This is a genomic window from Streptomyces sp. NPDC101166 (assembly GCF_044768125.1).
In the GTDB taxonomy this organism is placed as follows: domain Bacteria; phylum Actinomycetota; class Actinomycetes; order Streptomycetales; family Streptomycetaceae; genus Streptomyces.
The window spans coordinates 83,800-102,157 of sequence record NZ_JBIWPF010000021.1; the positions used below are offsets into that span (position 1 = coordinate 83,800).

General features: G+C 73.8%; 20 protein-coding genes. 4 read left to right on the forward strand and 16 right to left on the reverse strand.

Going from position 1 to position 18,358, the window contains the following annotated elements:
- The first annotated feature begins 22 nt into the window (after positions 1–22).
- Entirely contained in the window at positions 23–427 is a 405-nt protein-coding gene (locus tag ACIRS4_RS30115; RefSeq protein WP_404202007.1) for an ArsR/SmtB family transcription factor, read from the forward strand.
- Between the two features lie 34 nt (positions 428–461).
- Here the strand turns inward: ACIRS4_RS30115 and ACIRS4_RS30120 are convergent, their stop codons facing one another.
- Positions 462–1,514 (reverse strand): aldo/keto reductase, encoded by a 1,053-nt coding sequence (locus ACIRS4_RS30120; RefSeq protein ID WP_404202009.1) that lies wholly within the window; start codon positions 1,512–1,514, stop codon positions 462–464.
- A 99-nt stretch (positions 1,515–1,613) separates the two neighbouring features.
- Here ACIRS4_RS30120 and ACIRS4_RS30125 point away from each other — a divergent pair, with 99 nt between their 5' ends.
- Positions 1,614–2,225 (forward strand): GNAT family N-acetyltransferase, encoded by a 612-nt coding sequence (locus tag ACIRS4_RS30125; protein ID WP_404202011.1) that lies wholly within the window; start codon positions 1,614–1,616, stop codon positions 2,223–2,225.
- 17 nt (positions 2,226–2,242) lie between these two features.
- Here ACIRS4_RS30125 and ACIRS4_RS30130 read toward each other — a convergent pair whose 3' ends face one another.
- The 5 genes from ACIRS4_RS30130 to ACIRS4_RS30150 form a co-directional block, all read right to left on the reverse strand.
- Positions 2,243–2,833: a TetR/AcrR family transcriptional regulator gene (locus ACIRS4_RS30130; RefSeq protein WP_404202013.1), complete on the reverse strand. Its 591-nt coding sequence runs from the start codon at positions 2,831–2,833 to the stop codon at positions 2,243–2,245.
- A gap of 77 nt (positions 2,834–2,910) precedes the next feature.
- Positions 2,911–5,025 carry a SpoIIE family protein phosphatase gene (locus ACIRS4_RS30135; RefSeq protein WP_404202015.1) on the reverse strand — a complete coding sequence of 705 codons (2,115 nt, stop codon included), beginning with the start codon at positions 5,023–5,025 and terminating at the stop codon, positions 2,911–2,913.
- Between the two features lie 183 nt (positions 5,026–5,208).
- Positions 5,209–5,886, reverse strand: a complete 678-nt coding sequence (locus ACIRS4_RS30140) for a DUF3618 domain-containing protein (protein ID WP_404202017.1) — start codon at positions 5,884–5,886, stop codon at positions 5,209–5,211.
- Positions 5,862–6,278, reverse strand: a complete 417-nt coding sequence (locus tag ACIRS4_RS30145) for a phage holin family protein (RefSeq protein ID WP_404202019.1) — start codon at positions 6,276–6,278, stop codon at positions 5,862–5,864. Before ACIRS4_RS30145 ends, ACIRS4_RS30140 begins: the two co-directional genes overlap by 25 nt.
- Before the next feature lie 3 nt (positions 6,279–6,281).
- Positions 6,282–6,992: a hypothetical protein gene (locus tag ACIRS4_RS30150; RefSeq protein ID WP_404202021.1), complete on the reverse strand. Its 711-nt coding sequence runs from the start codon at positions 6,990–6,992 to the stop codon at positions 6,282–6,284.
- Between the two features lie 231 nt (positions 6,993–7,223).
- Between ACIRS4_RS30150 and ACIRS4_RS30155 the strand changes: the two genes are divergently transcribed.
- Positions 7,224–8,318, forward strand: coding sequence for a glutamate--cysteine ligase (locus ACIRS4_RS30155; protein ID WP_404202023.1), 1,095 nt, complete (start codon positions 7,224–7,226; stop codon positions 8,316–8,318).
- A 29-nt stretch (positions 8,319–8,347) separates the two neighbouring features.
- The gene (locus ACIRS4_RS30160; protein ID WP_404202062.1) at positions 8,348–8,989 is read left to right on the forward strand and encodes a hypothetical protein; all 642 of its coding nucleotides are present in this window, start codon (positions 8,348–8,350) and stop codon (positions 8,987–8,989) included.
- Between the two features lie 76 nt (positions 8,990–9,065).
- Here the strand turns inward: ACIRS4_RS30160 and ACIRS4_RS30165 are convergent, their stop codons facing one another.
- From ACIRS4_RS30165 to ACIRS4_RS30210, 10 genes are all read right to left on the reverse strand, one after another.
- Positions 9,066–10,019 (reverse strand): Rieske 2Fe-2S domain-containing protein, encoded by a 954-nt coding sequence (locus ACIRS4_RS30165; protein WP_404202025.1) that lies wholly within the window; start codon positions 10,017–10,019, stop codon positions 9,066–9,068.
- Positions 10,020–10,101: 82 nt separating this feature from the next.
- On the reverse strand, positions 10,102–10,584 hold the full coding sequence (locus tag ACIRS4_RS30170) for an SPW repeat protein (protein WP_404202027.1): 483 nt from the start codon (positions 10,582–10,584) through the stop codon (positions 10,102–10,104).
- A 134-nt stretch (positions 10,585–10,718) separates the two neighbouring features.
- Positions 10,719–12,695 (reverse strand): copper resistance CopC/CopD family protein, encoded by a 1,977-nt coding sequence (locus tag ACIRS4_RS30175; protein ID WP_404202029.1) that lies wholly within the window; start codon positions 12,693–12,695, stop codon positions 10,719–10,721.
- Entirely contained in the window at positions 12,692–13,243 is a 552-nt protein-coding gene (locus ACIRS4_RS30180) for a hypothetical protein (protein WP_404202031.1), read from the reverse strand. Before ACIRS4_RS30180 ends, ACIRS4_RS30175 begins: the two co-directional genes overlap by 4 nt.
- 261 nt (positions 13,244–13,504) lie before the next feature.
- A complete protein-coding gene (locus ACIRS4_RS30185; protein ID WP_404202033.1) occupies positions 13,505–13,948 on the reverse strand; it encodes a hypothetical protein in 444 nt (147 codons plus the stop codon).
- A 154-nt stretch (positions 13,949–14,102) separates the two neighbouring features.
- Positions 14,103–14,483 carry a zf-HC2 domain-containing protein gene (locus ACIRS4_RS30190; protein ID WP_404202035.1) on the reverse strand — a complete coding sequence of 127 codons (381 nt, stop codon included), beginning with the start codon at positions 14,481–14,483 and terminating at the stop codon, positions 14,103–14,105.
- A complete protein-coding gene (locus ACIRS4_RS30195) occupies positions 14,480–15,064 on the reverse strand; it encodes a sigma-70 family RNA polymerase sigma factor (protein WP_404202037.1) in 585 nt (194 codons plus the stop codon). The genes ACIRS4_RS30190 and ACIRS4_RS30195 overlap by 4 nt, the downstream gene beginning before the upstream one ends.
- Positions 15,065–15,107: 43 nt before the next feature.
- Complete coding sequence (gene sbnA / locus ACIRS4_RS30200) at positions 15,108–16,247, reverse strand: 2,3-diaminopropionate biosynthesis protein SbnA (RefSeq protein WP_404202039.1); 1,140 nt, start codon at positions 16,245–16,247, stop codon at positions 15,108–15,110.
- A gap of 45 nt (positions 16,248–16,292) precedes the next feature.
- Entirely contained in the window at positions 16,293–17,345 is a 1,053-nt protein-coding gene (sbnB, locus tag ACIRS4_RS30205) for a 2,3-diaminopropionate biosynthesis protein SbnB (RefSeq protein WP_404202041.1), read from the reverse strand.
- Positions 17,342–18,349 carry a TauD/TfdA family dioxygenase gene (locus ACIRS4_RS30210; protein WP_404202043.1) on the reverse strand — a complete coding sequence of 336 codons (1,008 nt, stop codon included), beginning with the start codon at positions 18,347–18,349 and terminating at the stop codon, positions 17,342–17,344. The genes sbnB and ACIRS4_RS30210 overlap by 4 nt, the downstream gene beginning before the upstream one ends.
- Positions 18,350–18,358 lie beyond the last annotated feature (9 nt).

Sequence of the window (18,358 nt, forward strand, 5' to 3'; positions counted from 1 at the left end):
TGTCGTCGGTATGCTGTCCCCCATGGGTCATGGAAGCGTCACCACCAGCACCGCGACCACCCGCGAGCGTCTCGACGCCGTGGGCACCGCGGACGTCGCCGCCACCCTCCAGGCCCTGGCGACCCCGTCACGACTGCACATCCTCGCCCGGCTCCAGGAGGGCGCCTGCTCGGTCGGGGACCTGGCCGCCGCCGTCGACATGGAGCCGTCCGCCTGCTCCCACCAGCTGCGGCTGCTGCGCAACCTCGGCCTGGTGACGGGGGAACGCCGGGGGCGCTCCATCATCTACGCCCTCTACGACCGGCACGTCGCCGAACTGCTCGACCAGGCGCTGTACCACGTGGAGCACCTGCGCATGGGCATCCGCGACATGCCGGCCACGGACGCCGCCCCGGACGCCGCCGACGCCTCCGGCTTCGCCGGCTGACGCCTCAGGGGCCGGCCCCCTCACCGGCCCGTGCTCAGTCCGCGGCCGCCCGCTCGCCGGCCGGACGCCTGCGCAGCGCGGGCTCGGTGAGCGGCCGGGGCTGCCAGACGCCGTCGGCCCGGTACAGGTCCGTGCCGGGCGCCACGATCTCGTCGATCCGGTCGAGCGTCTCGTCGTCGAGCAGCAGATCGGCCCCCTTGAGCAGCGACGTGAGCTGGTCCATGGTGCGCGGGCCGATGATCACCGAGGTGACGGCCGGGTGCACCAGCGGGAAGGCGACGGCCAGCTCCGGCAGGGTGCGGCCCGACTCGTCCGCCAGCAGGGCGAGTCGCTCGGCGGCCGCGAGCTTCTCGGCGTTGCCGGGGACGGCGGGGTCGAAGCGGTGCGGGGTGAGCTTGGCGCGGCCGGCGGTGAGGTCGACGGGGCGGCCCTCACGGTAGGCGCCGGACAGGAATCCCGAGGCGAGCGGCGCCCAGGTCAGCACGCCCATGCCCAGGCGGTGCGCGGTGGGCAGCACCGCCCGCTCCACACCGCGCGCGAGGATCGAGTACGGCGGCTGCTCGGTGCGCAGTCGCATCAGCCCCCGCCGCTCCGCGACGTGGTGCGCCTCGACGAGGTCCTCGGCGGGGAACGTGGAGCAGCCGAACGCACGGATCTTGCCCGCCCGCACCAGATCGCTGAGGACGGACAGCGTCTCCTCGATGTCGGTGGTGTGGTCGGGACGGTGCACCTGGTAGAGGTCGATCCAGTCCGTGTCCAGGCGGCGCAGACTGTCCTCGACGGCCTTGAGGATCCAACGGCGGGAGTTCCCGCCGCGGTTGCGGCCCTCCCCCATCGGGAAGTGCACCTTCGTGGCGAGCACGACGTCGTCGCGGCGGCCCTTCAGCGCCTTGCCGACGATCTCCTCGGACTCGCCGGCCGAGTACATGTCGGCGGTGTCCACGAAGTTGACGCCGGCGTCGAGGGCGGCGTGGACGATGCGCGCGCAGTCCTCGTGGTCGGGGTTGCCGACGGCGCCGAACATCATGGTGCCGAGGCAGTGGGTGCTGACCTCGATGCCGGTGGTGCCGAGGACTCGATATCGCATGCCGCTTCTCCGGGTCGGGTAGGGCCAACTGGGAGCGTCACTGTAGGAGTTGGAGTGCACTCGAACGCAAGCGCGGCGAGGCGGAGCGGAGGGGGCGGGATGCTCACGTTGGCCGAGGTCGCCGACGAGCCCGCGATCCTCACCCGGCGGGTGGGCCTGGGCGACGGCACGGAGGTCGTCTTCCGGCCGCTCACACACGCCGACGTGGAAGGGCTTGCGGAGTTTCTGCGGGAACTGTCCCCGGAATCCAGGCGGTTCAGCACGTTCGGCGGGTACGACCTGGCCTTCGCACGGGAGTTGTGCGACGCCATAGCCCGGTACGACAAGCTCAGGCTGGTGCTCGACGAGGTGGGGTCCGGCAGGATCGTCGGCCTGCTGGAACTGGCCCTCGATCTGCACCCGTCGGACATCGCCCGCTACAGCGAGGCCGGCATCGCTCTGACGGCGGCGGACTGCCGCTTCGGCCCGACCCTGGCCGACGACCACCAGGGCAGGGGCGTGGGCACCCTGGTCTTCCCGCTCGTCGCGGACGTCGCCCGGCGTTTCGGCAGGACGCGGATCATCCTGTGGGGCGGCGTCCTCGCCGACAACGCGCGCGCCGTCCGCTTCTACGAGAAGCAGGGCTTTCGGACCGTCGGCGCGTTCACCGAGGCCGACGGGACACGCGCGCTCGACATGATCCTCGACCGGTCCGGGCCGCCGGGCGGCTGACGCCGTCTCACGCCGCCTCACGTCGCGGGAGCCAGCGCCCCCTCGATCAGCGTTTCGAGCTGCTGTGCGACCTGGTCCAGGGGGTGCGCGTCGCGCTTGGCGCGGCACATCGCGGTCGCGCCCTCGACGGACGCCACCACGAGGGCCGCGAGGCCGTCGGCCCGGTCGGCGTCGACCCCCTGTCCGCGCAGCGAGTCGGCGAGCAGCCGCTCCCAGTCCTCGAACGCCTCGGCGGCTGCGAGGAGGGCGGGCGGGACCTCGTCGGTCTGCGGTTCCTCGACGGAGACGGCCAGCACCGGGCAGCCCGCGCGGAAGCCGCTGTCGACGACGATGCCGCGCCACAGGGCCAGGAAGGCCCGCAGTCCCGCGACCGGGCCCGCGTCCAGTTCCTGGCGCAGGACGCGCGTGACCGCCGCCCCCGCGTACCGCACGGCCTCCGTGGCCAGCTGCCCCTTGCCCTGCGGGAAGTAGTGGTAGGTCGAGCCGAGCGGTGCTCCGGCGTGTTTGGCCAGATCACGGATGCTCGTGGCGTTGAGGCCGCGCCTGCTGATCAGATCGGCGGCGCCGGCCACGATACGTTCACGCGACGGCGCGCTGGGTTTGCCCAAGACTCCGCTCCCCTCTGGATATAACGCACGTCATAGCCTATCCGACGCTGTCCGCCCCCTACTGTGACGCCCGGCCGTCACCCGCCGGCGAGCCGCAGCGCCAGAAGCGCGACGTCGTCGAGGCGTTGCGCGCCGACGCCGGCCCGGGCGAGCAGCGTGTCCACGAGCGGGTCGAGCTCCCGTTCGCGGGCCTGTGCGAGGTGGTGGGCGAGGCCGGCGATGGCTTCGTCCAGGTCGAGGCCGGGCCGTTCGACCAGCCCGTCGGTGTAGAGGACGAGCATCAGCCCGGCGGTGAGCGGCATTTCGGTGACGGGGAAGGCGGCGTCGGGGTCGATGCCCAGCAGTGGGCCGGGCGGGACGTCCAACGGCCGGGCGTCGCCGTCGGCCCGGCGCACCAGCGGCGGCGGATGGCCGGCGCTGGCCAGTGTGGCGCGGCCCGCGGCGAAGTCGAGGTGGGCGTAGAGGCAGCTGGTGAACAGGTCGGGACCGAGGTCGGTGAGGAGGCGGTTGGTGCCGGACAGGACCGTGTCCGGGTCGCCGGCGACCGAGTGCGCGTGGACGGCGGTGCGCACCTGGCCCATCAGGGCCGCCGCGGCGACGTCGTGGCCCTGGACGTCGCCGATGACGGCGGCGACGGCGGTGTCACCGAGCCGGATCAGGTCGTAGAAGTCCCCGCCGATGTCCATGCCGTGGGTGGCGGGCAGGTAGCGGGCGGCGACGTCCAGTCCGGGGACGACGGGGAGGTCGCGCGGGAGGAGGGCCTGCTGGAGGCCGTGGGCGAGCTCGTGTTTGACGTCGTAGAGGCGGGCGCGGTCCAGGGCCTGGGCGATGAGCCCGGCGAGCGAGGTCATGACGGCGCGGTCCTCGGCCGGGAACTCGCGGGGTTCGTCGTAGGACAGGACGCAGATGCCGACGGGCCGGCTGGAGATGATCAGGGGGAGGAAGGCCCAGGCCTTCTTGCCGCTCACCTGCTGAGCCTCGGGGTAGATGCGCCGCATGTCCTCGGGGCTCGTGAAGAACGCGGGGATGCCGCTGCTCAGGGCGCGGCCGGCGGGGGTGAACGAGGTGCCCAGCGGCAGGCCCTGGAGCCGTTCGATGACCTCGGGGGCATAGCCCCGGTACCCGGTGATCCGCAGCCGGCCGGCCTCGGCGCTCGACAGGACCAGGCCCTGGGCGCCGAAGGCGGGCATGATCTGCTCGGCGACCAGGTCGACGACGTCCTGGACGCCGACGACCTCGGTCAGCGCGGCGGCAAGATGGGTGAGCTGGTAGAGCCGGCCGGCCCGCGCCGGCGCGGCCGGCTGAGCGGGATGGTGGGAGGCGGGCGAGGCCGGCGGGGGGTCGCCGTTGGGGACGATGCGGACGCTGATGCCGCTGGCGTCGGGGAAGAGGTGGAAGTCCAGCCACTGGTCGGGCGGGCGGCAGGCGGTGAAGGCGACGGGTGCGCGGCTGATCACAGCGGCGCGGTAGCGGTCCTCGTAGGTCGGGTCGTCGAGCCAGGGCAGGCTCCGCCAGGGCAGTGTGCCCAGCAGTCGGCCGGCGTCCCGGCCGAGCAGTTCGCAGGCGCCGTCGCTGAGGTAGGTGAAGTGCCCTTGCAGGTCCAGGGCGCAGCTGCCGCCCGGCAGGCGTTCCACGAGGTCGGCGGCGGCCGCCTCGGAGCCCGACCGCAGCCCGGTTTCCGCGGGCAGGGCACGCGGGGGCCGGGCGCAGGCCGGCGGTTTGCCGTGGTCGAGGGCTTCCTCCAGCAGGCGGGCCAGCCGGCGGCAGCTCGCGAGGATGTGGTTCTCCTCCCGCCGGGTCATCCGGGGCGGGTGCGTGGACGGCCACATCAGCAGCAGCGACCCCCAGGTGCGGACGCCGGTGACCGGGGCGGCGGCCAGCGCCAGGGGGTAGGGCAGCGCCATCGCCGTGCGGGGGTAGGAGTGGGCCAGCTCCCCCTGGCCGGCCATCCACACCAGGCGGCCCTCCCGGACGGCGTCGGCCACCGGCGCGGGCGACGCCGTCGGCACCCTGGTCCACGGCGTGGCGAAGTCGGCGGGCGCCCCACACAGCACGTCGAGACAGAGCACCTGCTCGTCGGGCGCGAGCAGGTACAGGGCTCCGATGGACGCGCCCGTCCTGCGGACCGTCTCCGCCAACGCGGCGTCGAGCGCGTCGGCGACGGCGGCCCCGGAAATGTCCGGGCCGGTCACACGGCACCTCCAGCGTGATGAGGCGTTCTCCTCACCCACGCATACCCCGCCTCACCCACATGTGGACGCTACGCCTGTGCGCGGCTGCCGGCACCTGGCGATGTCCTCCCGCCCCGTCACGACCGCCGGCGAGCGGCGCCGGGCGCGTGGTGCGCACGCCCGACGCCGACGGCTGTGCGGGGTTCAGCCGGTTCCCCCCTGCCCCCGTGCCTCGTCGGCGACCTGACCACCCGACCGGCGCGCCTGATCCTTGAGCTCGGCCGCCTGGTCGCGGGCCTCGTCCTGCGTGGTGCGGGCGGCTTCCTGGGCGGTGCCCTTCACTTCCTCCATGGCGCCCTGCGCGACGTCCTTCGCCCCCTCCCGCAGGTTCTGCGCGGAGTCGGCGGCGGCCTCCTTCAGCGGCTCCAGTGCCTCGCCACCGCGTTCCATGAGGTCGGCGGCCTTCTCCTGCTCCGCCTGGGAGGCCGGGAGCAGCGAGGACGCCAGCATGCCGGCGCCGAAGGCGATCACTCCGGCCGCCAGCGGATTGCCCTGCGTGCGGCGCATCGCCTCGTCCGGCGCCTGCCGTACCGCTTCGCCCGTCTGGCCTGCCGCGTCGCGCGCCGTGCCGGCCGCTTGCCGGGTGCCCTCCTGCAGCGAACCGGCCGCCGACTGGGCGCCGCTCGCGACCTCGTGGGCGGTGTGTGCGGCCGTTCCCATGACCCTCTCGCGCACGCCGGAGACGGCGCCGCGCATCCTGCGGGCGCGGCGACGCGCCACGCGACGCGGGCTGGCCCGGTCCGCGAGCCGGTCCACGTCCGCGGACAGCCGCTCCCTGGTGGCGGTGATCTCGGCCCTCATCTGGTCGGGTGACGTGCCCATTGCGCGTTCTCCTTCATCGTCTCGACTGTCTGCTCCGGTCTGGGCGCCACGGCGCGCATGCGGGTGCGGCCCCGCGCGTAGAGGACGGCCGCGATCACCGCCCACACGGCGGCGACGATCAGAGCGGCCCAGCCCCCGTCCATCACGTCGGCCAGGCCGAACACGGCGGCCAGTGACAGGAACAGGAGCACCATGTATCCGGCGAAACCGGCGCCGCCGTACATGCCGGCGGCCTTGCCCGCCTTGGTCGCCTCTTGCCTGACCTCGGCCTTCGCGAGTTCGACCTCCTGGCGGAACAGGGTCTGCACATTCGACGTGACGACGGACAGCAGTTCGCCCACCGAGTCGTCCCCGCTGCGCGTCGGCGCCGGATGGGACGGAAGAGAGGTCATGGTTCACACCCCCGGCCGGCCAGGCGCGTCGCCGGAGGGCGCGCCGACGGACGGCGGGTACTCCGGGACGGCGGGCGCCGCCGGCGTGGCGGTCTGTGCGACGTCCGTGACGGAAGAGGCCGGGACCGCCGTGGCCGGCTCGCCCAGCGTCATCTGCTGTGTGTCGGCGGCGAGTTCCCGCCGTCCTGTCCCGGACGACGTGCCGGCGCCTGAGGACGTGTCGGCCTTGGCCGCCACCTTCATCAGCCGGCCGACGGCCATCCCTGCCAGCAGGGCGCCGCCCAGAAACGCGCCCGGACGACGGCGGGCGAAGCCCTGCACGTCGGAGAGGACGCCTTGGACCCCCTGCTTCTCCAGGTAGTCGGCAGCCCGGTGTCCGCCGTCCGCCGCTTGGGCCGCGAGACTGCGTGCGGGTGAGTCGCCCGGGGCGTTGTCGGCCAGTCCGGCCAGGTCGTCCGCCCAGTGGTGCAGCTTGCCGGCGGCCCGCCGAGCCTGCCCCTGGACCTCGTCCATCGCGCGGCTCCGCAGGTCGCCTGCCATGGCGCCGACCTGCTGTCGCGCTTCACCCGCCACGGTTTTGGCCTGGTCCACGGCTGCGCCGGCGACCTGCCCGGCAGCCTGCTTGGCCTGGCCGGCCGTGGCCGAAGCCTCCGCTTTGGCCGTCTCACCGGTCTGCTGCAATCTCGTCGTGTCGCCCTGGATCGTGTCACTCATCGGCCACGCCTCCCAGCCCTGCATGCAGAGATTTATCCTTTCCGCAACCGAGTGACTGTTTTGTTCTGCTTCACACCCGTATGACCTTCGAAACTCTCGGCTCTCGATGGAACCCCCACCTGGCACGAACCACGGTTCGACCGCATGGTCATGGTTTGCCGTGGATGCGAGCGCGGCACTCGGTGCACCCAGGGGTGTGCGCCCCTGGAGGGTCGGAAACAGAGGCGGCCGATGACGACGATCGGTGTGGAAGAGGAGTACCTGCTGCTCGACCCGGTCACGGGCCTGCCGGTGCCCCACGCGGACAAGGTGCGCGTCGCCGCGGGGCTGGGGTCGCTCGCGGCCGACCAGGAGGTGCAGTGCGAGCTGCTCCAGGCGCAGGTCGAGGTGGCCACGCCGGTCTGTGGCGACCTGGAGGAGGTAGGAGGGCATCTGCTGCGGCTGCGGCACGCGCTCGGGGCCGCGGCCGAGGCGCACGGCTGCCGGATCGCGGCCTGCGGGACGCCGCCGCTGCGCCACGGCAGGCCGGTGGCCGTCACCGACCACGCCCGTTACCGCGCCATGGCTGTCCAGGCGCCCCAGTTGGTGGCGGAGCAGCTGGTCGACGGCATGCATGTGCATGTGGCCGTGCCGAGCCGGGATGCGGGCGTGCAGGTGCTGAACCGGATCCGGGTGTGGCTGCCGACGCTGACGGCGATGTCGGCGAACTCGCCGCTGTGGGACGGCCATGACACGGGGTTCGCCAGCTGGCGCACGGTGATCTTCAGCAGGTGGCCGGTGAGCGGGGTCCCTCCGTTCTTCCGCGACGCCGCGGACTACGACCGGCGGGTGCGGCGGCTGCAGGACAGCGGTCTGATCTCGGACAGCGGCCAGCTGTACTGGCAGGCGCGGCTGTCGGACCGCTACCCCACGGTGGAGGTGCGGTGCCTGGACGTCCAGTTGCGGGCGGACGACGCGGTGATGTTCGCCGGGATCGTCCGGGCCCTTGCGGAGACCGCGCTCGTCGAGGCCGCCGCCGGGGCGCCCGCGCCGGACTGCGCCCCGGAGCTGCTCCAGGCCGCGATGTGGCACGCGGCCCGGCACGGTCTGAGCGACACCCTGATCGATCCCGCGGGCGGGCGGGCCAGGGCCGGCGACGTCCTCTACGAGCTGGTGCGGCGTATCGCCCCGGCGCTGGAGGCGGCCGGAGACACCCGTGAGGTGACGGCCCTGATCCACCGGTTGCTCCAGGACGGCACGGGAGCGGACCGGCAGCGCACGGCCCTCGCCGCCGGAGGCCTCCGGGCGGTCACGGACCTGATCTCCGTCGAGAGCACGACCCCGTGAGCACAGGCCGCGAAGCGGTGCGGCGGGTCGTGCGCGGACCCGGCGGTGTCCCCCGGCGGCGGCCCCGGCTGCGCTTCGACGGCTGGATCGCGGGCGTCGGCACGTCGTCCGGGACACGGATCGTGCTGGGGCACTGGCAGCGCTCACCGTTCGGCCCGTTCAGCGACGTGATGCTCGAACGGGCCGACGGGCGGCGCCTGTTGCTGGCGCCCACGCGGCGGACGGCGGACTTCGTCAGCGCGACGTACACGTTCGACGCCGTCGAGGTCACCCCCGTCGACGTGCGGGTCGCCGGCGACATCTGGACCGTGTCCGCCGGTTCGCTGGAGCTGCGTCTCGTCACCGGGCGGCGGGGGCTCCTGGGGTGCCTGCTGCGGGCGGTGCCCGGCGTCCTCGCCGGCCGGCCGGAGTGGATCGCGCTCACGGACAGCGTCGCCCGCGTCCTGCTGCCCGGCGTGCGCACGCGCGGCCGGGGGGCGTCGGGTCTTCGCGCCTGGTACGGGGCGCGGGACCTGCGCCCGATCCACGGCGTGTCGGCGTCCTTCGAGGGCGGCGACCTGGGCACGGCGGCCCCCGTCGAACCGCCCGTCCGCTTCGGCTTCGGATCGGTGCCGCGCACGCCGGCCCTCACGCGGATCACGACGACGGTGGAGACTCGGGGCCCCGGGTGAACTCACCCGGAGGAGTCCGCGGCGCGAACCGCTCAGGCGCCCACGAACGAGGCTCGGGCCGCCCTTGGAGCGGCGGTCAGCCGGAGCGCCCCTGCGTGCCTTCCGTCGCCTTCCCGCTCCACTTGCCGTTCGCCTCGCGCGGGCCGTGGCGCCGCAGGCGCACGTCGACATGGCCGTCGAGGACGCGGGTGTCGAAGGCGGGCTGGGGCGCGGTGGCGGGGCCGCGGACGTTCCAGCCGTCGGAGAGACGGAAGACGCTGCCGTGCCAGGGGCACTGGACGCACCCGTCGGCGACCGTGCCCTCGGACAGCGGGCCGGCGAGGTGGCTGCACCGTTCGGCGAGCGCGTGGATCTCTCCGCCGGTCTCGCGGACGACCAGGATCGGCACGTCGTCCACGACGCGCCGGACGGGCTCGCCGGCCGGGAACTCGGCGACCGCGCCCACGCGGTGCCAGGTGTCCCGGATCACGTGCGGGACCTCTTCGGCGTGGTTGGCGCCGGAGGCCTGACGGTAGGCCAGGTGCCCGCCGAGCATGCCGCCGATCCCGACCGCCGTCAGCCCCAGGAAGCCGTAGGCGCGGCCGGCTGCCGTGCGGCCCTTGACGCGGCACACGAGGGAGGTCGCGTAGAGGCCCACGGCCGTCCAGTTGGCCATGGCGTGGACGAGTCCCACGCGTGACTGCTCGCGATGGAGTTCGGCCCAGTCCACGGCCCCCGACAGGGCGGCGGGAGCCGCCGCGGCGAGGCCGACGCCCACCAGCAGGCCGGCCTCCCGGGAGCGGCCCGGCCGCATGTCGAGCACGGCCGCGGACATCCAGCTGCCCACCGGCACCTGCACCAGCAGCGGATGGACCGGATGCCCGAGCCACCTGCCGTGCAGCAGGTCCCGGCCGCGCCCGAGCGGCAGGGAGCGGATCCCCGACTGGAGGGTGTCGATCAGCCGATCGGCCCTCGGTTCGCGCTCCAGGCGGTCCAGGAGCCCCAGCATCCGGTTCTGCTTCGTCCGACGGCGACGCTGCATTGCGCTCATGGGCCGCCGGGTTCCCCGCCCGGCCCTGGACAAACGGCCTGGACGGGGAGCAACCGGGGTGAACGCCTACGGCGAGGCCGGCTCACCGTGTCATGTCGCGGGTCATCCGGGTGGAACGGCCGCGACCGCCCCGGTCGGTGTCGCCCGCCGCCATGGCCGCCGCGAGGGCGAGCAGCAGAGCGATGACCCCGACGATGATGTTGTTGACGACGGTGCGCGTGGTGTCCACCTCTCCGGCCACCGCCCACGGCGCGATGATGGTCCAGGCGCCCAGTACGACGGCCGCCCAGGCACGGGCGTGGGTGCGTTCGTAGGCGTGCCCGAAGCCGCTCAGCAGCAGCGCGTAGGCGATGCCGGTGATCAGGTTGTTCACGGTCAGGGTCGTGAGGCCGTTGAAGCCCGCGATCCAGGCGGATGCGGCCAGGTACAGGCCGGTCAGCATGGCCAGCGCCTCGACGGCTTGGCCCTGCTGGGTCGACGCCGCTCGCTCGGCCCGCTCGTGGCGCTCGCGCATCTCCAGGATGTCCGGGTGCGACTCCATGGTCGTATGGGTCCGGTCGGTCATGTTCGCCTCCAGGGGAGGAATGTGCGGTTCCAGGCCCCGTGCCGCCCGGGTACCCATCGAACGGCCCCCACCCCGGACACCGCGCACCGGATTTCCCGGCCACACCGACGACCTCCCGGCGACCCCGCGGGTGGTCAGAGGTCGGGCGCCGGGCGGATCGTCACGTCCTGGGTGACGGTGACCTGGTCGATGTCGGTGAGGCGGACGGTGAGCGCCATCGTCCAGGCGCCGGGCAGGGCCAGACGGAGCCGGTCGGCGGCCCAGTAGCCGTTGCGGTCGACGAGTCTGACGTCCAGCGGGCCGATCTGCTGCTCGCGGTGAGTGAGCGTGAGCCGGACCTCGGGGACCGACAGGATGCCGCCGTCCGCCCCGTACACCAGGGCCTCCACCGTGTTGTCTCCGACGCGCGCCGGGGCGAACGTGATCTGCACCTTGCCGCTGCCGTTGGCGATCCCGGTGTCGAAGGGCACCATGACCATCCGCGCCGTCGGCGCATGGGCCTCGGCGGCCATGGCGGCGTTGCGGACGGCGGCCCGGCTGGGCTCGGTGCCGGTGAGCAGCGTGGTGATCGCCAGGACCAGGACGCCGAGGACGGCTTCGAAGGCGACCGAGCGGCGCAGGGAGCGGCGGTGGCTTTCGGGGTCGGGGGCTGCCTCATCGGGGGCCGGCTGGTCAGGCGCCGGTTCGGCGGGGGCCGCCGGGGTCGGCTCGGTGTCGACGGGGGCGGTGGCGTCGGCATCCGCGTCGACGGAGGCGGAGGCGGGGGCGGCGGCATCGGAGGGCGCGTCGGCCGGCGGCCCCGCCGGGACGGTTTCCGCCACTTTCCGGCGGGCCGCCTCGGGGGCCTTCTCCCTGTCCGTCCGCGCCGGTTCCGGCTTCAGGAGCCGGCCGGTCAGCTGGCGGGAGAAGGAGGCCACCGTGAGCACCAGGACCACGGCGCCGGCCTTCAGGGTGAGAAGCCGGCCGTAGTCGGTGGTGCTGAGGGCGTCCAGCGAGCCGACCTGGCGCCAGGACTGGTAGAGGCCGGTCACGACCAGGACCACGACCGAGGCGAACGCCAGCCGGGAGAAACGGGCCACCGCCGGCGCCGGCACCTCGGAGTCGGCGGGCGTCCGGTACAGGGCGACCCCCAGCGCGGCCAGGCCGCCCCACCACACCGCCATGGCCAGCAGGTGCAGCACGGACACGGGGATCGCCAGCGGGACCTGGATGCCGGCGGAGGCGTGTTCGGCGGCCGCCCAGGTCAGGGCGAGGGCGACGGCGGTCAGCGCGCCCGCGACCCGGACACCGGCGGCCATCGCGTCGCCGAGCCGGGCGCCGTACTTCCTCAGCGCGACGCCCACCGCGGCGAGCAGGACCAGCCGCGCGCCGAGGGCCGACCCCGTCCTGCCGGTGATCGTGCCCTCGAGGAGCGACGGGTCGAAGGCGGAGGCGAGGCTGCCGCCCGACTCGTACGGGCCGCGCAACAGCAACAGCAAGGCGGTGGCCGTGGTCAGCGTCGCCCAGCCGGCCGTCAGCAGCCTGCGCAGCGGACGCAGGCCCGCGCCGGCCGGCCAGCACGCCGCCACGAACAGGGTGACGCCGATGAGCAGGGCCAGGCCGCCGTAGGCGACGTAGCGGACCGCGTCGTAGAGGCGGGAGGCGGCGGTGCCGTCAGGGGAGTCGGAGGCCGGCACGGCGGTGGAGAAGGAGGGTTGGCCCAGCGAGAAGGTGAAGGCGCCGGAGATCGGGTGGCCGTCGGCGGAGACGACCCGCCAGCCCACGGTGTAGGTGCCGTCGGGCAGCTTGTCGGCCAGCGTCACCTCGGCGGTGTCGGCGGTGCCGGGCGCGTGCCGCACCGGCCCTTCGTCGACGCGCAGGCTCTCCGGGGAGAGCACGCGCAGCGAGCCCGCCGAGAGGCTGACGGTCTCGGAGAAGGTGAGGGTGATCCGCTCGGGCACGGTCTTGATCACCGAGGAGTCGGCGGGGACGGCGCGGACGAGCGTCGAGTGGGCGGAGGCGGGGCTCGCGCCGCCGACGAGGAGGGCGAGCACGGCGCCCGCCAGGAGCAGGAGGACGGTCAGCCGCGACCGGGACGCTCGGCGCACCGCCGGGGCGACGGCGGCCGTCATGACGCGCTCGGCGCGGCGGACGGGGCCGTGGTGGGGCCGGTGGACGGGGCCGTGGTGGGGCCGACTCCGCCCAGTCGGCGGATCGTTCCGCCGAGCTTGGTGCGGAATCGCTCCAGCATCTCGGGCTCCTTCGCGCTGACGATCCACCGCGTGCCGACGAGGTACGTGCCGCCGTAGATGGCCGCGGAGTCCAGCCAGGCCTCGGTGAACCGGTCCTCGGGGAAGGTGGTGATGAGGTAGTCGATCTCGGGTGTGTGGCAGACGCCCTGGCGCAGTTCGTCCGCCTCGATGCGGATCTTGGGCGTGCAGCCGGTGAGGCCGGCGATGACCTCGACCTTGGCGGGCGCCACGACGCCGGCCGCGGGGGCGGCGGAGATCTTCGACGGGTCGCCGTCGCCGGCGGCGTTCTTGTCCGTGCCGCCGTCGGCGCCGCTGCACGCCGTGGCCAGGGGCAGCAGGGCGAGGCTCAGGGCGAGGGCTGCGCCGCGTATCGAGCGGGCGGAATGCGGGGTCCGGCCGGTGCGTCCTCGCTGCGGCTGTCGTGGCACGTGCCTCTCCGTATCAGGTGGGGGTCCGCCCGTGGGGGCGGGCAGGGGCGGCTGTTGCAGGGGGTACGGATGAACGGGATGCGGCGTTCACCCCGGTATGTCACGTCGGCATGTCATCCAAGAGGGGATGTCACCCGGGGTCTCACCTCAGCAGGTCACCGAGACGCGGCGGGAGGGCCTGGGGCACGTCTCACGGCCGTGGGAGGCGGGGACTGCGAGGGGGGCGCGGGCGCGCGGACGCCGGAAGCGGAGTCCGACGGCTCAGCGGCGGAAGGACTGCAGGGCGCTCAGCGCGGGTGCCCGGCCGCCGCCCGGGTCATGGACGTCCCGCGCGGCACGGGAGGGCGCGGGGCCGAACGCGGCCGAGGCAACGGGGACCACGTCCGCGCTCACGTCGGCGGTGAGCGCGGGCGTCCCCTCGGGGTGGCCGGAGCGAGGGGGCAGGACGAGGGCGTCGGCCTGGGACTCGTGGTGCGGGGCGCCGAGGGCGCCGCCGTGCAGCGCCGCGGCCACGGGCCGCTGTCCTGCGCCGGACCTCTCGGGGCCGGCGGCGCCGGTCCGCGGCATGCTTTCCGTGTCGCCCGCGACGGCCGTCGCCGCCACCGGGTTCACCGGGGCGGCGAAGAAGTGGTGCGGTGTGCCGAGGTGCAGCAGGACGGCCGCGGCGAGCAGCACCACGGCTGCGGCCATGCGACGTACCACCACTGACGCCCCGACTCCTCGAACTGCTCGTGAGCGCTGACCGCTCCCGGCCGCCGGCTCGTGCCGACGGCCTGAACGTTACCGGTCGGGGCCCTCCGGGCAGCGCGAACGCGTCAGGAGCGGGAGTGACATGGACTACACCGGCGACGCCGAGGCGTCAGACCACGGGCTCGCGGGCGACGTAGCAGTCACCGGGGTCGTCGACGACGGCGCTCGCCCCGCCCCCCGTCGTCCCTCCCCCGCTCGTCCCGCCGCCTGCCGATCCTCCCCCGCCCGACGGCGTCGCGTCGTCGGCCGGGGGCAACGGGGGGAACTGTGGGGTACGCGCCGCCTCGGCCAGGACGCGGACCTTCAGGCACTCCGGCGGCGGGCGGGAGGCCGCGAGGGCGAGCCACGCGGCGGCCTCCTGGTGACGGGCCGTCTCTCGGGCGCACTCGGGGCACTCGGCGCAGTGACGGCGGAAGGCCTCCCGTTCCTCCTGGTCCAGCGCGTCCATGGCATAGGCGCCGGTGAGGTCGTTCGCGTCGTCCTTCGTCATCGGGGGGCTCCCAGGCATTGCCGCATATGGGTCAGTGCCCTGCGCAGACGGCTCTTGACGGTGCCCAGCGGCAGGGACAGGACTGAGGCGACCTCCGCGTGGGTCAGGCCCCGGTAGTAGACGAGCAGCACCGGTTGCAACAGCTCGGCGGTGAGCTGCCGCAGGCAGGTGCGGAGCTCCTCGCGTTCGCCGAGCGCCTCCACGGCTTCCGCGACGTCGTCGAAGGCGGGCACCGATTCCCGCTGGGAGACGGCGCGTTCGCGTTCGGCGGCCCGGCGCACGGTGCGGACGCAGTCGACGGCGCGGTGGTGGGCGATGGTCATCATCCAGGTCATGGCGTGCCCGCTCTCCGGCCGGTAGCGGGGGGCTGTCTGCCACACCTCCAGCATGACCTCCTGGGCGACCTCCTCGGCGCGGGCCGGATCCCGCAGGACCTGGCAGGCGATTCCGTAGATCGGGCCGGCGACCGCGTCGTACAGACGGGTGAAGGCGTCCTGGCTGCCCTCGGCCACGGACAGCAGCAGTCGGTCGGCCTCGGAGGCACCGATGTGCTGGGCCCAGGAGGCTTGTCGCTTCGCCACACCCTCTCCCGCCTGCGCGCCTGCCCCGGCCTCGCCGCCGGGTTCATGTGTCCCTCCTCACAGTCTGTGAGGCACGGCCGTCGACCGCATCTCGCAGGGGCGCGGAGTCCGCCGTCCGGGAACCGGTCCAGGTCTCGTCGTCCTGGAAGGAGCGGCCGGTCCACAGGTCGGGGGAGGCGGCGGGGGGCGCGGTGCGGGCGGCCAGGGAGCCGGCGGCGTCGGGCTCGACGGGGCCGAGGACGTCCTCGCCGTAGAGGGCCTGGACCCAGTTGGCCTGGTAGACGGTTTCGAGGTAGCGCTCGCCGAGGTCGGGGGCGATGGCCACGGCGGTGAGGCCGGGTGTGCCGTGACGGGCCAGCCAGTCCATCGCCCCGCTGACGACGGTGCCGGTGGAGCCGCCGAAGAGGAAGCCGCGCCGGGCCAGCCGACGGCAGGCGCGGATGGTGTCGGCCTCCTCGACGTGGACGGCCTCGTCGACGTACCCCTCGTCGAGGAGCGGGGGGCGGACGCTCATGCCGAGGCCGGGGAGCATCCGGCGGCCCGCCTCGCCGCCGAAGGTCACCGAGCCGACGCTGTCCACGGCGACGATGCGGACGGGGCGGTGCCATTCGCGGAACCAGCGTGCGCAGCCCATCAGGGTGCCGGTGGTGCCGGCGCCGATGAACAGCACGTCCAGACGGGGGAACGAGCGGGCGATGGCGGGCGCCGTCTGGTGGTAATGGGCTTGCCAGTTGCCGGGGTTGGTGTACTGGCTGAGCCACAGGTAGCGGTCGTCCGAGGCGCAGAGCGTGCGGACGTAGTCGATCCGCGCGCGCAGGAAACCGCCGTGGGCGCTCGGTTCGGTGATGACGTGGACGTGTGCGCCGAGGGCCTCCATCAGCAGCCGGGTGGACAGGTTGCAGCGGGAGTCGGTGACGCACAGGAACGGGTAGCCCTTGCTCGCGGCGATCGTGCTGAGGGCGACGCCCATGTTCCCGGAGGAGGACTCGAGCAGGACGGACCGCGATGTCAGGGCTCCCTGCCGTTCGGCGGCCTCCACCATCTCCGTGGCGGGCTTCAGCTTGATGGACCCGGCGAAGTTGAAGCCCTCGCACTTCAGGAAGAGTTCGCCTCCCAGCACCGATCGGAGATCGACGTAGAGGTCCTCCTCGTTGAAGGTGTAGGGGTCCGATATGACTGACACGATGGCCTCCGCGGGTTGAAGGTCGGCCCGGGGCCGGATGGTTGTTCATCCGTACCTGTTCAGTTCGTGGAAGAAGTCGTCGACGATGTGCAGCTCCTGGGAGGCGGCCACCTCGTCGTGGACGTACTTGCCGACCGCGAGGTCGAGCACTCCGAGGCCGAAGGGCGAGAACACCGTCGTCCGGTCCGTCGGGGGCGTGAGGCGTCCGGCCAGCACGTCCGCCAGCGTCCCGGTGACGAAGTCGCGTCGGCCGGTGAGCTGTTCGGCGAGGTGGACGGAGGTCTGCGCGGTCAGGCAGTGGTCGACGTCGTCGACGAGGTTGGCCGAGGCGAGCACGACCTCGGGGGCGAGGTCGCGCAGGGACAGGTGCAGTACGAGCGGGTGGTGGGCGAACCACGAGGGCGCGTGGATGTGCGGCCGGCCGGCGACGGTGGCGAAGACGACCAGGTCGCTCGCGCGGATCAGGGCCTCGGGGCTGTCGTGCACGACGATGTCGCCCGGGGCGCCGGAGCGCTCCAGGTAGCCGCGGAACCCGTTCGCGCTGTCGGCGGACAGGTCGTGGACGCCGATGGCGTCGAAGGACCAGCCGGTGCCGGTGAGGAAGGTGTGGACGTAGCGGGCGATCAGGCCGCAGCCGATGAACCCGACGTGGGCCGGGCGGGGCCGGCCGGCGCTGAGCCGGTCCGCGGCCAGCGCCGCGGACGCCGCCGTGCGGGTGGCGCTCACGATGGAGGCCTCCATGCACGCGAACGGGTAGCCGGTGTCGTGGTCGTTGAGGATGAGCACCGCCGACGCCCTCGGCACGCCGGCCGTCACGTTCTGCGGGAAGCTGGAGATCCATTTCAGTCCGTCCACCGGTGTCTCCCCGCCGATCGAGGCGGGCAGCGCGATGATCCGCGAGGTGGGTCGGTCGGGGAAGCGCAGGAAGTTCGACGGCGGGTTCACCGTGTCGCCGGCGTCGTGGAGCCGGTAGACGGCCTCGACGAGTTCCACGATCTGCTTCTCCCGCCCGCGCAGGGCGCGGCGGACCTGTGCGCCGGGGACGACCGCGAACGGCGGCACGGCCGCCGGGGTCGCGTCGTCGCGGGGAGCCGTCATACGGGGGTCACCTCCACGGTGGGCGAGCAGTCGGCCAGCCGGACGGGGTCCGCCATCGCTACGAGCACCTCGCGCGGCCCCTCGTAGGGCTCCCTGCTGTGGGCGGTGCGGACGTTGTCGACGAGCATGAGGTCGCCGGACTGCCACGGCTCGCGCACGGTGTGCGCCTCGTACACCTCGTTGAGCAGGCGGACGGTGTCCTCCTCCAGGGGTGAGCCGTCCCCGTAGCGGGTGTTGAAGGGCAGCCCGTCGGCGCCGTAGACGTCCACCAGGTACTCGCGAACCTCGGGGGCGAGGGTCCACTCGTTGAGGAAGGCGATCTGGTTGAACCAGCAGCGCCGGCCGGTGAGCGGGTGGCGTACGACCGCGCTGCGGCGCTGCCGGGTGCGCAGTCCGCCGTCGGGCTGCCACTCGAAGGCGATGGCGCAGGCGCGGCAGTGGGCCTCGATCGCGGCGCGGTCCTCGGTGCCGAAGGAGTCGGCGAGGGAGGCGCCGATGTCCTCGTTGTAGGTGCGGGTGAGGAGCCAGCCCTGCCGCAGGAACCGTTCGACGAGGTCGGTGGGCAGCGCGCCGAGGACGGTCGGCGCGTCGGCGAGGGCGGTGGCTCCGCCGGCGGCGGGCGCTTCGAGGCAGGCGAACAGCATCAGCCCGGGGAACTCCAGGGTGTAGCTGAGTTCGTGGTGCATGCACATGGGCTGGCTGGGCGGCCACTTGGCGGAGGAGTACACGCCGTCGGAGTAGGTCCGCCGGGCCGCGAAGGCCTCCTTCTCGGCCATGGGCGGGCCGCCGGCCAGTTCGCGCAGGACGGCCCCGGCCGTGTCCGGGTCGGCGAGCGCGAGGCCGCGGACGAGGACCGCGCCGTGCTCGGCGACGGCGGCGCGCAGCGCGTCCCGGTGCTCGGCGGCCCAGCTCACCGCGTCGCCGGTGAGGTCGGCGCGCAGGACGGGAGGTCTGCCGGGCCGCAGGTCGACGCCGGGCGGCGACAGGGGGATCGAGGACGGCATCTCGGTCTC